General features: G+C 39.0%; 11 protein-coding genes. 6 read left to right on the top strand and 5 right to left on the bottom strand.

All coding sequences use genetic code 11. The features are described from left to right. Positions 1-261 precede the first annotated feature (261 nt). Together IM509_RS11545 and tatC are read right to left on the bottom strand one after the other, a co-directional pair. A complete protein-coding gene (locus IM509_RS11545; protein WP_002749272.1) occupies positions 262-573 on the bottom strand; it encodes a hypothetical protein in 312 nt (103 codons plus the stop codon). A 78-nt stretch (positions 574-651) separates the two neighbouring features. Further along, the gene (gene tatC, locus IM509_RS11540) at positions 652-1,413 is read right to left on the bottom strand and encodes a twin-arginine translocase subunit TatC (protein WP_052275580.1); all 762 of its coding nucleotides are present in this window, start codon (positions 1,411-1,413) and stop codon (positions 652-654) included. Between the two features lie 248 nt (positions 1,414-1,661). On the opposite strand from tatC, the gene nadA reads away from it, so the two are divergent. Continuing rightward, positions 1,662-2,621, top strand: a complete 960-nt coding sequence (gene nadA / locus IM509_RS11535) for a quinolinate synthase NadA (protein WP_052275581.1) — start codon at positions 1,662-1,664, stop codon at positions 2,619-2,621. Between the two features lie 363 nt (positions 2,622-2,984). On the opposite strand, the gene IM509_RS11530 is transcribed toward nadA, so the two are convergent. Continuing rightward, complete coding sequence (locus tag IM509_RS11530; RefSeq protein ID WP_052275582.1) at positions 2,985-4,442, bottom strand: DASH family cryptochrome; 1,458 nt, start codon at positions 4,440-4,442, stop codon at positions 2,985-2,987. A gap of 230 nt (positions 4,443-4,672) precedes the next feature. After that, on the bottom strand, positions 4,673-6,982 hold the full coding sequence (locus tag IM509_RS11525; protein ID WP_052275584.1) for a GumC family protein: 2,310 nt from the start codon (positions 6,980-6,982) through the stop codon (positions 4,673-4,675). A gap of 887 nt (positions 6,983-7,869) precedes the next feature. On the opposite strand from IM509_RS11525, the gene IM509_RS11520 reads away from it, so the two are divergent. The 5 genes from IM509_RS11520 to IM509_RS11500 all read left to right on the top strand — a co-directional run bounded on the left by IM509_RS11520 (position 7,870) and on the right by IM509_RS11500 (position 13,840). Continuing rightward, complete coding sequence (locus IM509_RS11520; protein WP_185237552.1) at positions 7,870-8,712, top strand: putative capsular polysaccharide synthesis family protein; 843 nt, start codon at positions 7,870-7,872, stop codon at positions 8,710-8,712. 25 nt (positions 8,713-8,737) lie between these two features. After that, positions 8,738-10,039 (top strand): flippase, encoded by a 1,302-nt coding sequence (locus tag IM509_RS11515; protein ID WP_052275587.1) that lies wholly within the window; start codon positions 8,738-8,740, stop codon positions 10,037-10,039. A gap of 167 nt (positions 10,040-10,206) precedes the next feature. Continuing rightward, positions 10,207-11,568, top strand: coding sequence for an oligosaccharide repeat unit polymerase (locus IM509_RS11510; RefSeq protein WP_249264967.1), 1,362 nt, complete (start codon positions 10,207-10,209; stop codon positions 11,566-11,568). Positions 11,569-11,966: 398 nt separating this feature from the next. After that, positions 11,967-12,806 carry a sulfotransferase domain-containing protein gene (locus IM509_RS11505; protein WP_185237551.1) on the top strand — a complete coding sequence of 280 codons (840 nt, stop codon included), beginning with the start codon at positions 11,967-11,969 and terminating at the stop codon, positions 12,804-12,806. A gap of 131 nt (positions 12,807-12,937) precedes the next feature. Further along, positions 12,938-13,840: a sulfotransferase family protein gene (locus IM509_RS11500; RefSeq protein ID WP_052275590.1), complete on the top strand. Its 903-nt coding sequence runs from the start codon at positions 12,938-12,940 to the stop codon at positions 13,838-13,840. Positions 13,841-14,135: 295 nt separating this feature from the next. On the opposite strand, the gene IM509_RS11495 is transcribed toward IM509_RS11500, so the two are convergent. Next, a partial coding sequence (locus tag IM509_RS11495) for a transposase (RefSeq protein WP_271946612.1) occupies positions 14,136-14,242 on the bottom strand: 107 nt, incomplete at its 5' end.

Here is a 14,242-nt window from a genome sequence, read left to right as displayed (position 1 = left end):
TTTCTCGGTTGGTGAGAGAGAGTCTATCTTTCTCTAAAAAAATGGAGAATCACGTTGGGGAGCCCTTTGGTATTTTATCCATGACTACAATGCACACCTGGCAAAGGATTAAGCCGCCATCACTACTACCGAATCACCACCGGTTTCAGAATCTGGATTCCGTCGGGGATTTCCGAAAGTTCCAGAAGAGCGATAATTGCGATGATTAAGCCAATAATTGGCACATTTATCGGCGTTGTCAGATCAGAAGCTGATAACTGATTACTTCCTCAGTAGTTCTTCGGCATTTTGCAGGATTTCGAGGACTTGTTCGGCACTAATCAAGCGTTTTAGCACCACTTGCCCGATGGTGGGGACAGTATCGGCAATTTCGGCACTCTTGGGGGCAACTTCTACCATAATCACGGCTTCTTCCACCTTATAAAGCCATAAAACCTGTTCTCCCTCTAAAATACCGATATTTAATCGCTCTATCTGCGGTGGTCGTCGCCAACTACTCGCATGGTCCCACAAACCGCCAAATTCCCACACCCGTCCTATTGTCCAACCTGCCGTTAAGAAAAAATATTTCACTTTGTTACTCAATCTAGAATCAATCTCTAGCTTTCTGGCTTAATTAGTTTTCAGCCGTCAAATTTTATCAAAAAACTGCTAACGTCCCGTTAATTTCACTACCCCAATCCCCCCAAAGTATAGACCCAAGACCGCCCCTGCTAACAGGGATTGGGTGAGAGGATCTGTGGAAGGGGTTAAAATTGCGCCTAAAATCACCGCACCCAAAACCACGAAACGCCAACCCGATAACATCGTTTGCGAGGAAATAATGCCTAAAAAGCTCAAAATCAATTGAATAACGGGAATTTGAAAGGCGATGCCGGTACTAAACAGCAAAAGTAAGACAAATTCAAAATAGCGCTCGATCGACCAAGCTTGTTCGACCACTTCCGCCCCATAATTGACAAAAAAGTTTAAAGCGGCGGGAATCAGGGCAATATAGGCAAAAAATAAACCAGCAAAAAATAAAACACTCGATCCTAAGACTACCGGGACAATTAAACGCCGTTCGCGACGGGTTAACCCCGGCAGCACAAAGAGGATAATTTGCAACAGAATGACGGGACTAGCCACCAGTATGCCGCTATATCCAGCTACTTTTAGGGAGACGAAAAAAAATTCTCCCGGAGCTAACTGCAAAAATTTTACCCCTTGGGCGGGAACTTCCAGCACTTGTACTAGGGGTTTAACGAAGATAAAACATCCCACCGCACCTACAGCCACGGCAATTAAACTATAAAAAATCCGGCGACGCAACTCCTCCAAGTGGTCAAATAAGGACATTTCCACTTCTCCGGGTAACTCATCGAGATATTCGGGACTGTCTGGGGGCGGGGTTTTTACTTCTGTCGATGACATGGCTTTCGCTCGATCGTTCTCTACTCAAGCCTTTATCCTAGCATTGTTGACCCTTAGCCTTGAATCAGTTATCAGTTATCAGATGTGAGTTTTTAGCGGACAGTCTTAATCGGGGGTCAGTATTCAGCTTTTATTTATTCTCCCTGCTCCCCATCTCCCCATCTCCCCACTTCCTAATCACTTTAAAAAAATTTGCTATGATATAAGCACTTGTTTAGTATTTGGTAAAAATTACCATAAACCCCACCGTGTTCACAACTGTTCAACCCGCAAATCGATCGAGCTTACCTGATGACCTATTTACGGCAATTAAAGAGCTTAAACGGCAATTAAACGCCGTTATTCTGGCTCACTACTATCAAAATTCTGACATACAGGATATAGCTGATTATATTGGTGATTCTCTAGGTTTATCCCAACAGGCTGCCCAAACGCCAGCAGATGTGATCGTATTTGCGGGGGTTCACTTCATGGCAGAAACAGCTAAAATCTTAAATCCAGATAAGTTGGTATTGCTGCCGGATTTAGATGCGGGATGTTCTTTAGCTGATAGTTGTCATCCTGAAGACTTTGCTCGTTTTAAAGCCCAATATCCCGATCATATCGTGATTTCCTATATTAATTGCAGTGCAGAAATTAAAGCCATGAGTGATATTATCTGCACCAGTTCCAATGCAGTCAAAATAGTCAATCAAATCCCTGCCCATCAACCGATTATCTTCGCTCCTGATCGCAATTTAGGCCGTTACGTCAGTCAGCAAACTGGTAGAGATTTAGTTCTCTGGCAGGGTAGTTGTATTGTCCATGAAACTTTTTCCGAACGCAAGATAATAGAATTAAAAGTCGCCCATCCAGAAGCAAAAATTATCGCCCATCCTGAGTGTGAATCATCGGTTTTACGCCATGCCGATTATATTGGTTCCACGACGGCACTATTAAATTATTCCCTGAAAAGTTCTGAAAAAACCTTTATTGTCGCCACAGAACCGGGGATTATTCACCAGATGCAAAAATCGGCCCCAGAAAAACTATTTATACCCGCACCAGGTTTGAATAACTGTGCTTGTAATGAGTGTCCCTACATGAGACTGAACACTCTCGAAAAATTGTATCTCTGTATGCGAGATACAACTCCAGAAATTACTATTTCTGAAGATTTAAGAGTTAAGGCACTGTTGCCGATTCAAAGAATGTTAGAAATGTCTTAATCAGTTATCAGTTATCAGTTATCAGTTATCAATTATCAGTTATCAGTTATCAGTTATCAGTTATCAGTTATCAGTTATCAGTTATCAGTTATCAGTTATCAGTTATCAGTTATCAGTTATCAGTTATCAGATGTGAGTTTTCAGTTGATTAGACATCTGCAAAAATTATAACCCAATCAGAGCTTGATTTGATTATTTGTACTAATAAATAGTTCGATAATCCAAATATATATCTATCGTTGTTCATTCAATTTAACAGAAAAAATCTGGGGACATTAAAATCATTTTTATTTGGGTAAGTTTCTTGTCTAGAAAGAATTTTAGTCTTGAGAAAATATTAGGTAGAAGTCCAATGATTACTGATTACTGATTACTAAAATGCTGAAGATAAATTTTTTCGTTGTGTTTGATCGATTGAAAAAAATCGACAATGGGACGAGGATAATTAACCCCTAAAATCACCGTATAACGCTTTTGTTCCTCTGGAGATAACTTATAAGGTTCGTGAATTTTATCGCCTTTTATTAGGGCTAATTCGGGCAACCAGTGACGTAAATAATCACCTTTGGGATCATAATCTCTCGACTGTTTAGGGATATTAAAATAACGAAATCCTCGCGCGTCATTGCCGACACCAGCAGTGTAATTCCAATTACCCCAATTACTACAGACATCGTAATCAATTAATAACGACTCGAACCATTCTGCTCCCATACACCAATCAATACCGAGATTTTTGGTCAGAAAACTAGCGACATTTTGCCGGCCACGATTCGACATAAATCCTGTAGCGGCTAATTCTCTCATATTAGCATCTACAAGGGGATAACCGGTTTTTCCCTCACACCAGAGATTAAATCTTTCCCAATCTTCTAACCAAGGTAAATAAAGTTCTTGCAAACCAGATTTATAGAAGATTTTATGACCGTGTTTACTGCAAATAAATCGAAAAAAATCTCGCCATAATAATTCAAAAATCAGCCAATAGGTAGAGTCATTTTTTACTCTCGTTTGCTCATATTTTTGTACTTCCTCATAGATATAACGGGGGGAAATACAGCCAAAACTTAACCAGGCTGAGAATTTTGAGGAATAATTAGTCCCTAACATTTCATTGCGGGTTTCCTTATAGGTTTTTAAGGAATCACTATCCCAAATATATTCCTTAATCCGTGATTTTCCTGCCATTTCACCCCCTTGAAACGACAAAACACATCCCTGGTCTAGAATTGGTTCTGTTAAGCCTAAATCGTTTAAACTAGGAATATTTCCTAAATCTATTTTAGGTAATTTTGTCAACTTTTTCGGACTGGGATAAGTTGTTCTTATTTCCCAATGACGTTCGACTTGTTTACGAAAATTAGTAAATAATTCTGGCAGTTGATTAAGGGTAAAAGGTAAGTCATCAGGATGACATAAAGTGGCTGTCCAAAAAGTTTTTATCTGCACAGGAACCCCGGATAAAGCCTTATTTACCGCTTTTTCTACCGCTAATTCCTCTGCTGTTACCTCTTGATGATAATAAACCTTGGCTATCTGCAATTCTTGAACTAATTGCGGGATAATTTCCTCTGGTTTTCCCCATCGGATAATTAAATTACTGTCTAAACTTTCCAGAGATTGTCGCAAATCTGCTACGCTTTCTAATAAAAATTTAGCCCGGAACTTGCCAGTTTTTGGAAACCCGTAGGAAGTAAGACCAAATTGACGCTCATCAAAACAATAGAAGGGAATTATCTCTAATTGTTCTTGAATGGCTCGATAAATTGCCTCGTGATCGTGAACTCGCAGATCATTGCGATACCAAATTAAAACCCGCATTTAACATCAATTAAAAGTTGATAAGTAAGTGGTTATAATTAAATAGAAGATAGATTTTGCCTCTGATCCCCCCTTAATCCCCCCTTGATAAGGGGGGTGCCGATCCCCCTGCCCCCCTTATTAAGGGGGGTGCCGATAGGCGGGGGGATCTACCCTTGATAAGGGGGGTGCCTGAAAATTTTTAACACCTACCTACTTAACCGATAAATAGTAAGCAAGATGGGATTTAATTATCTTTTGCCGTAGTAATGGCTATAGTAACGATAATTGTGGTCTTTCCGACTAACATTATTAGCCACTAAACCTAACACGGAAATCTGGGATAATCTCAGATCTTCGAGCAGATTTTTCAGCACAAAGCGATCGGTTTTGCCCAGTTTGGTGACGAGAATTAGGCCAGTGGCCATGGCGGCGAGAATTTTCGCATCGGCAAAAGCGGCGATCGGTGGTAGATCGTAGATAATTAGATCGAAAGCGTGGTCTTGCTGTAATTGCGAGATCATCTCCTGCATTCTCTGGGAAGAAAGCAAGCGGGTTGGATCTGGGGGAATTAGACCGGCGGTAAGAATCGATAAATTCTCGTGGCGGGGTAGGAATTGAATCGCCTCGTTCCAATCGAGACCCTCGGCGAGGACATTACTAAGGCCGTGGTCGTTATCGAGATTAAGTCGTAGGTGAATCTGGGGTCGTCGCAGGTCGGCATCCACCAATAAGACTTTTTGTCCCATACGAGCGGCAGCCTTAGCGATATTTATTGCCGTAGTAGTTTTACCATCTCCCGGTGATACAGAACTAATCACGAGGGACTTGAGGGGGGAATCGGAACCGAGGAGGCGAATATTGGTGTTAAGAGTGTGGAAAGCCTCCGAGAAGGGGGAGAAATTATAGTAGTAGAGGTTTTCGTTGGCTGATTTCGCATTGGTATTAGGGATAGTAAGTTGTTGACCAGCGACTGTTAACTGGGGTAGGGCGGTGATCACTTTTTCGATCTTATCGATGTCTTTGTTCCAGGGAATTGCGCCTAAAAGGGGCAGTTTGGTATCTTCTTTTAGTTCATCTGCACTATGATGAACGGGATCTAATCTTTCAGCTAAAAAGGCTGCCCCTAGGCCTAGTAACAGGCCACCAATAACCCCTAAAGCGAGATTTCGCACGGGTTTAGGAGAAACGAAATCTTCCTCTACTTCTGGAGGGGAAATTAGTTGCCAAGGCACCACTTGTTGTGCCACCTTGAGTTGGAGTTTTTGTTGTTCCTCCAGAAAACGGCCGAGACTGGTGGTGGCAATTTCCAATTCTCGTTGCAAATCCGTATAGCGACGGGCTAAAACCGCCAGATTTTTGACCGAGGCTTTCTGTTGTTCGAGGGCCCGGGCAAGGGATTTTACCTTAATTTCTAGGGTTTGGCGGGTGTTAGCGGCTTCCACCAATTGCTGGGTTAATTCTACCCGCAGAGCGCTGCGTGACACCAAAGCCGGGGAATTACCCACTGTCTGGGGCAGTTTTTCCCCTAGGGTTCTCTGGGCCTCGTTTTGCAGTAGGGGCAGTAAATTGGCTCTTTTTTCCTCTAGGGTGGCGATTATCGGGCTATCTTTCGCGAAAACTGCCGATTGTTTGGCCAATTCCACTTCCACTTCCTGCAGCTGCTTGAGCAAATCTTGATAACCGGGAGATTCACTGAGATAAGTGGCGATAATTGCTTGATTAGGCGCCAATCCCACCTGTTGCTGTAAAGCTTGATAGCGAGAGTTAATTTCGTTAAGGGCAACTTGGGCGACTCTGTACTCCTGCTCGATGCTGGTTAACTGTTGCGATAAACGAGTGGCTTCCTTGTCGGGATCCAGGAAATTGTATTGCTGCCGGAATTGCTGCATTTGTTTTTGTAGAGAATTAACTCGTTCCTGCAGCACGGGCAATTGAGCGTTAACAAAATCCAAGCCTTGATTAATTTCGGTCTTGCGTTCCTGGGAACTATAGTTTAGGTAGTGACTAGCCAAATTGTCTAAAACCAGCTTAATTTTTTCTGGTTCTGCATTTTCGTAAACGATCTCTAAAACTTTCGTATCTTCTAATTGACTAATTTTGAGATCAGATTTGCCAGTTTTACTAATTAAATCACTGTAGGTAAAATCGGGATACTTAGGAGTTATTTTGCTAAGGATGGGGTTAAGGAGTTGAGGACTTTTCAGGACAGCGATTTGGGTTTCATAATCGATGTTCTCTCCACCCAACTGAGGCAGGATATCTTGGGCTGCCAGTTTGAGAGAATTTTTATTTTCCTCAATCGGTTGACCGATGAGCAGCAGGAATCTACCTTGATAGATAGGGGTTTTTAAGAAAGTCCAAGCAGCGATCGCACCTGTTACCCCTAGGGTGATGCCAGCGATTATCCACCAGCGATGCTTGACGACAGAAAGGACTTGACGCAGGTTGAGTTCCTCTTCTTCCTGCGTCACGGAGGGGATAAAAGCTGGTTGGGCAAAAACTGGTAGATTTCCTTGGCTTTGGGTTTTTAAAGCCCCGTTTTGTTGGTTGTTCATCATTAATCAAATAGTCAAGGGATAACTATATTAAACCGCATCTAGTATGCCAGTATAGCTTGAGAATAATTTGGGAATTTGTCCAAACATGGTATCTATTTAAAATAGCCTCAAACCCTTATAGAGTAAGGAATATGACATCTAAAGCTGAGATTGACTTCGGGACACTTTTAAGGATATAAACCGCAACCAGCTAGAGAACTGGAATCTCACTGGCAGGCCATTAACCCTTAAAAGTATTGCTATGCAAAGATCATAGCCGAAAAAGCCAAACTACGGTTTTCCCTGTGGATGCGGGTTAAAAGATTTTGCGGTAGCAATCTGGCTCGATTAATTACCGCTTCATCATAAGTAGTCATGCAAAATTAATTACCTGCCCGATCGAGCTAAAACCCTTACGGGGCAATGATCGTCATGTGTAAATAATTTTGCCTAGGTACTTAACACCATGCTACAATGGCAACTATAGTTTTTCCAGAACTGCTAACTTTTGTCCTGCTGCGTCTTATAGTCAAGCTTGCTGATAATCCCCCCGACCAATCAGAACATCCATAGGTAGCCATTCTACACTCAGGAATAGATAATTAAGCGGTTAGTTGACCAAGAGTTTTTTCGGGGCAAAGGGGGAAAATTGGGACAAGGAGAGAGAATTAACGGATAAAGCCGAAAAAATAGTTTATTAATGGCTAAAAACAGCTTTAAAATCAGTAAAATCCGTTTGTTTGCTTAGTGTCCTCAATGTAAGTGAGATAATTGAGCAACTATCTTGAGAATTACCAAAATTACCACCCTGGGTTGACAAGGATGCTGAAATAGATTAAACTCACTGAGAACTCAGCATCTGTATCGCTGGTGTAGAGTAAAAAAATTAAACTACAGGCAAAAACCAAATGTCTAAATTTCTTGATAACCTGACTTATCTGCTGAATATTGTTCTGCAAGACATAAAATTACGATTCAAGCTTTATGCCACTAACCAAACACCTATTATAATCTATCAAATGGGCAAAGTGGGTTCTAGCTCGGTGATGAAATCCTTAAAAAAAAAAGCAATTTTGCCATTGTTTAGTGTTCATTTTTTACTCAAAAACGCTGATAATAGAAGCTTTTACAATCCTAAGGTTTACGAAATTTTAGAATTAAAGCTGCGCAGAGAAAAGCAAGTCAGATGGGGTGAGTTTTTATATAACAAGATAATCGTTCCGAAAAAACAGGTAAAAATTATTTCTTTAACTAGGGAACCAATAGGTAGAAATGTTGCAGCTTTTTTTCAGAACTTTGAAAGAGAAACAGGGAAAAAATATGAACAATCCAATTTTACTCTCCAAGAGCTAATGGATATATTTATCAATTTTTTCCCTCATTCAACTCCCCTAGACTGGTTCGATAATCACTTCAAGCCATTTTTAGGGATAGATGTTTATGAATATCCTTTTCCGAAAGAGCAGGGATATTTAAGAATTAACAAAGATAATGTGGATTTATTGATCCTCAAACTAGAAACCTCTGACAGTGTCAAGGAAAAAGCGATCACCGAATTTCTGGGGTTAAAAGAATTTAAGTTAGTAAGGACGAACGTGGGAGAAGATAAAAATTATCGAGATATGTATAAAGAATTTAAGCAAAATCTCAAATTACCACTATCTTATGTAGAGGAGATGTGCAGTTCTAAATACTTTAATCATTTTTACACGGAGGAAGAAATCAGAAAAGTTTATTCACGATGGACTTAGTAGCATCCCTGGAGCAAAGAAAAAGATGAAAAAAACTCCCTTAAAACTAAAAGAACGTTTAATTCGAGATGCGACGGGTTCTCTTGGTTTAAGAGTTGCTTTCATAACCCTTAGTTTTCTGACCAGTATTATTCTAGCTCGCTGGCTCGGTAAAAATGGCTTTGGGGTTTATACCTATGCAATGACTTGGCCTGCTTTGCTGGGCATTCCCGCGACTCTAGGCTTTAATAACTTATTAGTCAGAGAAGTGGCTATCTATAGCAGTCAGTCAGCTTGGGGATTAATGCGTGGTTTATTACAATGGGCAAATGCAATTGTCTTCATAGTTTCTAGCCTAATGGCATTAGTTGCTATTGCTATTATTCTGAACTGGGGACAAGTCAGGGAGCCGGACTTATTACCATCTCTGTGTGTAGCGATGATTTCCTTACCAATTGTCTCTTTAACTAGCTTGAGACTAGCGACGATGAAGGGTTTACACAGGGTGGTTTTAGGGCAAATGCCAGAAAATCTACTAGCTCCCTTAGTTTTTATTATCCTGACGATTTCTAGCTACTGGTTTCTTAGAAATCAAGAAAATATCACTGTCTGGGTGATGGGCTTAAAATTGATATCTCTTGGCATTACTTTTGTCGTTGGTGTGGTACTATTAGCCAGAGTGCTTCCCCAAGAGGTTAAACAGGCTAAACCTGAATACAAAATTCTGACTTGGCTCAAGGACGGCTTACCGTTTATTTTGCTAGGAGGACTAGCGGTGATTAACTCTCGTATCGATATATTGATGCTCGGTGCCTTGAAGGGGGCGGGTGCTGTGGGAGTTTACGCAGTAGTCAGTCGAGTCACTTCTCTGATTATTTTTGGCCTAGGAATCTTGAATAACGTCCTTTCGCCAACTTTTGCCACACTTTATGCAGAGGGAACGCGGGAACAACTGCAAAGGCTGGTTACTCATAGCACTCGTTTAATCAGCTTGTTTGCTCTGGTCATGACTTTGGGGTTGATTGCATTGAGATACTCGATTTTACAGCTTTTTGGTGCTGAGTTTATACAGGGACAAACAGCTTTGATAATTTTGAGTATTGGCTATCTGGTTAACGCTCTGACTGGTTCCGTGGGTCTATTGCTAAATATGACCCGCCATGCTAAATTTAGTGCAGCAACTGTGGCATTTGCCGCTTTGTTAAATGTCTGTCTTAATTGGCTACTAATACCGAAGTGGGGGGTGAATGGTGCAGCCACTGCCACCGCAATCTCGATGATTGTAGGTAATATTATCAGTGCTATCTGGGTACGCCAAAAATTGGGCATCAAATCTACGGCAATTTAAATGGGTGGGTGGAATTAAATATAAGATGAACGTAGGTTGGGTTGAAGCATGAAACCCAACGCCTGCTCATGTTACGCTACCGCTAACCCATCCTACAAATAATTGTGCCTCCCTACTTAAGTATTTGCGTTTCGATGTTATCAGAGAAAACTTACTAAGGAGATATGATGAGCGAAAATGATATTAATTTGGTTAAGATAATAACCTTTGCCTGGCTTTTATTTTGGGCTTTTTTGTCCGGCAAGAATATAATATTTAAGCGCTATTACTCTGCCTACTTAGTAATTATCATTAATTTTTTGTTTTTTGGTGTGCCGTTGTTATTAGATTTAGTAATTGGTGAACCTAAGTACGATTTTTTTCGTGGACTTGATAATCTAAGAGTGGCTGTTAGGGATGAAACAACCTTTTTGGTTTACTGTCTATACATTGCTATCGTGCCAGTAGTATTGTGGTACAATGGAATCCCCAAAGACAAGGAGAGTCATGGAAGATTATTAATCAATAATCAAACATTTTGGGTTAACTTAATTGGTTTCAGCAATAGGTATAAGCTCGGTAAACAATTTAAGTTATTAATGATACTTATTGGTTACTTTCTTTTATTCTTACCTGTCATTGTTTGGTCATTTAGTCCTAATCCCGGTCTCTACATTACTTACGGAGCAAAAGGTGCTGGTCTCTTGTCGGAAGAAGAGTACAACTTTCATCAACTTATACATCTTTCCTCTTTACTCAGTTTGGGTGGACTAATAACAATAATTGTATTGCAAAAAAATAAAAATTTGTCATTAATAAATTTTTACTTTTGGGCAAGTGTTCTCATCCCAATATCGGTAACAATATGGCTTAACGGCAAGAGATCTATTATTGCTTTCGTGATTTTTGCTTTGGTTCTGACTTTACTTTTAAAAAAAGCTTTAAGTAGAGTAAAACTTTTAGCACTTTTATTGGGTTTATTATTAGTTTTTGGCATTTTTTCCTATTCTTATCAAACTTCCTTAGTCAGGAGTATAGATACAAAGCAAATGTATGAAATATCTCGTTTCGATTATGGTAGAGACCATCTGCTTAAACTGTCTATTTACTCAGAATTAAATCCTGATAAATTTAAGATACTGGATCATCGACTTCAGACAGTTTATCATGCTTTAGTTTTATATATTCCTCGCTTTTTGTGGCCAGGTAAACCCATTCCTTATGATTACAAAAAATATATAACAGCGGCCGCCTTTAACATATCTCCCAAAGATGTTCTCCTCGGTCTAACAGGGACTTGGTTGGGGGAATCCTTATCTAATTTTGGTTGGGTAGGAGCTTTTATCGGTCCAATTACAATTGCCTTAATTTGTAGATTTGGAGATTCTACAAAAAATAATTTCTTGATTATTTTTACTTCTTTTATTGCCCTGTGTTTGCTATTGCTAAGTCTAGGCTCTGTCTTTCGTTTTTTGATTATTTGGTTAATACTTTTACTCAGAGAATACTACCAAAAAAAATACAAGAAATATAAAGGATATAAAATATGAATTCAATTCTATAAACGGAGTTATAATTATGGACTAACTAAATAGTTACTTGATAAGTACTTTTTGCCGATCTAGGAAAGACCTATATCATACAGGGTAAGCGCATCTTAACAATCCTTGACAAAATGAACTTTATGTGAGTTGCTTACCCAGAGATCGATTCAGGCATATTTGAGGAGAATTGGCTATCTCAATTGTTAAGCAAAAATCGACCAAATGTTAAGATTTCGTAACTATTCTGATTGACTGGTATCACTTCAAATGCCCACACAGCAAGCGGATAACACAATTGGTCAATTGTCAATAGCGTTTGAGATGATCTCACCCTGCTATATCATATCAAACTGTGTGTTATGATGCCCTGTGAGAAACTGGTTAATATATAAAGACGAAACCTTATGAAAAACATACTATCCTTTCCATTGAATTCTTTAAACATCTTGACCTTGCCTAGTCGAATAGCAAAAAAAATCAAGTATGGGCGTTCTCTGCACAAAAATCATGTGGTAGAGGATGTTTTCCTCGTTTCCTATCCCAAATCAGGCAATACCTGGTTAAGATTTCTAATTGCTAATGCTATCAAAGTCCATTATAATGTTGAGCAAGATGTTAACTTATTTAATATTTTAGATATCATACCTTCAATAATAGGAGATGGCAATCTTCGTCCAGAAGGTCCTTTTGGCAGGACAGATATACCTAGAATTATTAAAAGTCACTCTGCCTATAACCCTTACTACTACAGAGTCATTTTACTTGTCCGAGATCCTAGAGATGTAATGATTTCCTATTATTACTACCTAAAAGATAGAAAACAAATAGATGATAAGTTAGAGATTTCAGAATTTATTAGACATACAAAATATGGAATTAACAGATGGACAGAACATACAAAATCATGGTATTACAACAACTATGGAGGTGGGGGTGGGCAGATCATTAAGATATTTAGATATGAGGATTTTTTAAAAGACACACACTTGCAATTATCTTCCGTGATGGATTGTTTTGGAATTAAAATCAATGAGAAATTGATAGATGAAGCTATTGCTTTAAGTTCTAAAGAAAAAATGAAAGATTCAGAGAAAAAGCATCTGTCTACCAATATTATAAATGGGAAAATATCCTTTGTGCGAAAGGGAGTTGCTAGTGGTGGACAGGAATTATCTGATCTGGATATAGAGTTTATTGCGAATTCAGCGACAGATATTGCTCGAATACTTGGTTATGACTTGTAGTATGTAAATTTTTCTGATTCTGCAGCCAGATAATTATTTGTTAGCCTGCAAGAGTTTGAAGCATAAATTTACGTTAGCGCAATCATTGATGTTTCTAGGGAATTACCATTTAAGTATGAGGAAGTAAAAGTATGGCATTGCCAAATTTTTTAATTATCGGAGCAGCCAAGGCGGGGACGACTTCCCTTTATGATTGGCTCAACCAACATCCACAAATTTATATGACACCAATTAAGGAGACTAACTTTTTTGCTTTCGAGGGCGAAAAAATTAGCTATCCTAAAGGTTCAATTAGTGAAGGTTATTTGGATGGTTTTAAGACTAGCTTTGAAAGTTATATGGAACAATTTCAGGGAGTTACGAATGAAATCGCCATAGGTGAAGCCTCACCTAGTTATCTATACCATGCTAAGGCGGCTGCAAGAATTAAGTATTATTGCCCTGATGTAAAACTAATAGCAATACTGCGAGATCCAGTGGAAAGAGCGTATTCGCAATTCTTGCATCATGCTCGAGAGGGCTTTGAAAACTGCTTAGATTTTAGTGCCGCCCTTCGGGAAGAAGATAACAGAATTCTTAACAAATGGTGGTGGGGATACTTTTATGTAGACGGAGGATTTTATTATACTCAATTACAGCGATATTTTGAAAAATTTGACTCTAGTAAAATCAAAGTTTATCTCTACGAAGATTTAAGAAGTAATCGTTATGATTTAATCAAGGATATTTTCCAATTTTTGGAAGTTGATGACAATTTTATTCCCGATACATCAACTAAATATAATGTTACTGGTATCCCTAAAAACCAATTATTGCATGAATTTTTGTCAAAGCCAAATCTAATCACCACCTCTGTTAAGTATCTTATTCCACGTCCCCTTCGCCAGAAACTAATTAATGATATAAGAAATTCTAATTTAGCCAAGCCTCAACTAACACAACCCCTAAGACAACAACTAATAAGCATTTATCGAGAGGATATATTAAATCTTCAAGAATTGATTCAAAGGGATCTGTCTGAATGGTTAAAGTAAATAATGAATTTTGGGTTCTTCGTTACTTGGTATGGTTCGGTAGGGTGTCATAAATCGACTAAATCCTTATCTGGCAAGAGATTTAATTGATTAGTTCGCTCTAGATCGAAAACAATTGACAAAAATCGCCAAATGTCTTTCTATATAAGAGTTTCATTCCTTATAATCCTGTCCGTTGCATAATACAAACCGAAGAACCGAATTTTGTAAAAAAAATCAGGAGTTAATACTATTAACCGACATTCCGCACATCTTCATATATTTGGCTCTTCTGGTTTTCGTGTGTTAATTTTTGTTATGAATTAAAGCAAGCAAACAGCTTAAGTCGAAGATGTTCAAAATTGGTAAATCCATAACTCATTCTTTTAATAAGCTTTATTTTGGTATTCATTCCCTCAATTA

Source organism: Microcystis sp. M31BS1 (assembly GCF_020245285.1).
Lineage (GTDB): Bacteria > Cyanobacteriota > Cyanobacteriia > Cyanobacteriales > Microcystaceae > Microcystis > Microcystis panniformis.
The sequence above is the reverse complement of the archived record's forward strand: the minus strand, read 5'-3'. Positions and strand labels throughout refer to the sequence as shown.

Coding starts and splice junctions, on each gene's coding strand:
- tatC (WP_052275580.1), bottom strand. CDS start 1,413: ATGTCATCGACAGAAGTAAAAACCCCGCCCCCAGACAGTCCCGAATAT.
- IM509_RS11530 (WP_052275582.1), bottom strand. CDS start 4,442: ATGCGGGTTTTAATTTGGTATCGCAATGATCTGCGAGTTCACGATCAC.
- IM509_RS11525 (WP_052275584.1), bottom strand. CDS start 6,982: ATGATGAACAACCAACAAAACGGGGCTTTAAAAACCCAAAGCCAAGGA.
- IM509_RS11520 (WP_185237552.1), top strand. CDS start 7,870: ATGTCTAAATTTCTTGATAACCTGACTTATCTGCTGAATATTGTTCTG.
- IM509_RS11515 (WP_052275587.1), top strand. CDS start 8,738: ATGAAAAAAACTCCCTTAAAACTAAAAGAACGTTTAATTCGAGATGCG.
- IM509_RS11510 (WP_249264967.1), top strand. CDS start 10,207: ATGAGCGAAAATGATATTAATTTGGTTAAGATAATAACCTTTGCCTGG.
- IM509_RS11505 (WP_185237551.1), top strand. CDS start 11,967: ATGAAAAACATACTATCCTTTCCATTGAATTCTTTAAACATCTTGACC.
- IM509_RS11500 (WP_052275590.1), top strand. CDS start 12,938: ATGGCATTGCCAAATTTTTTAATTATCGGAGCAGCCAAGGCGGGGACG.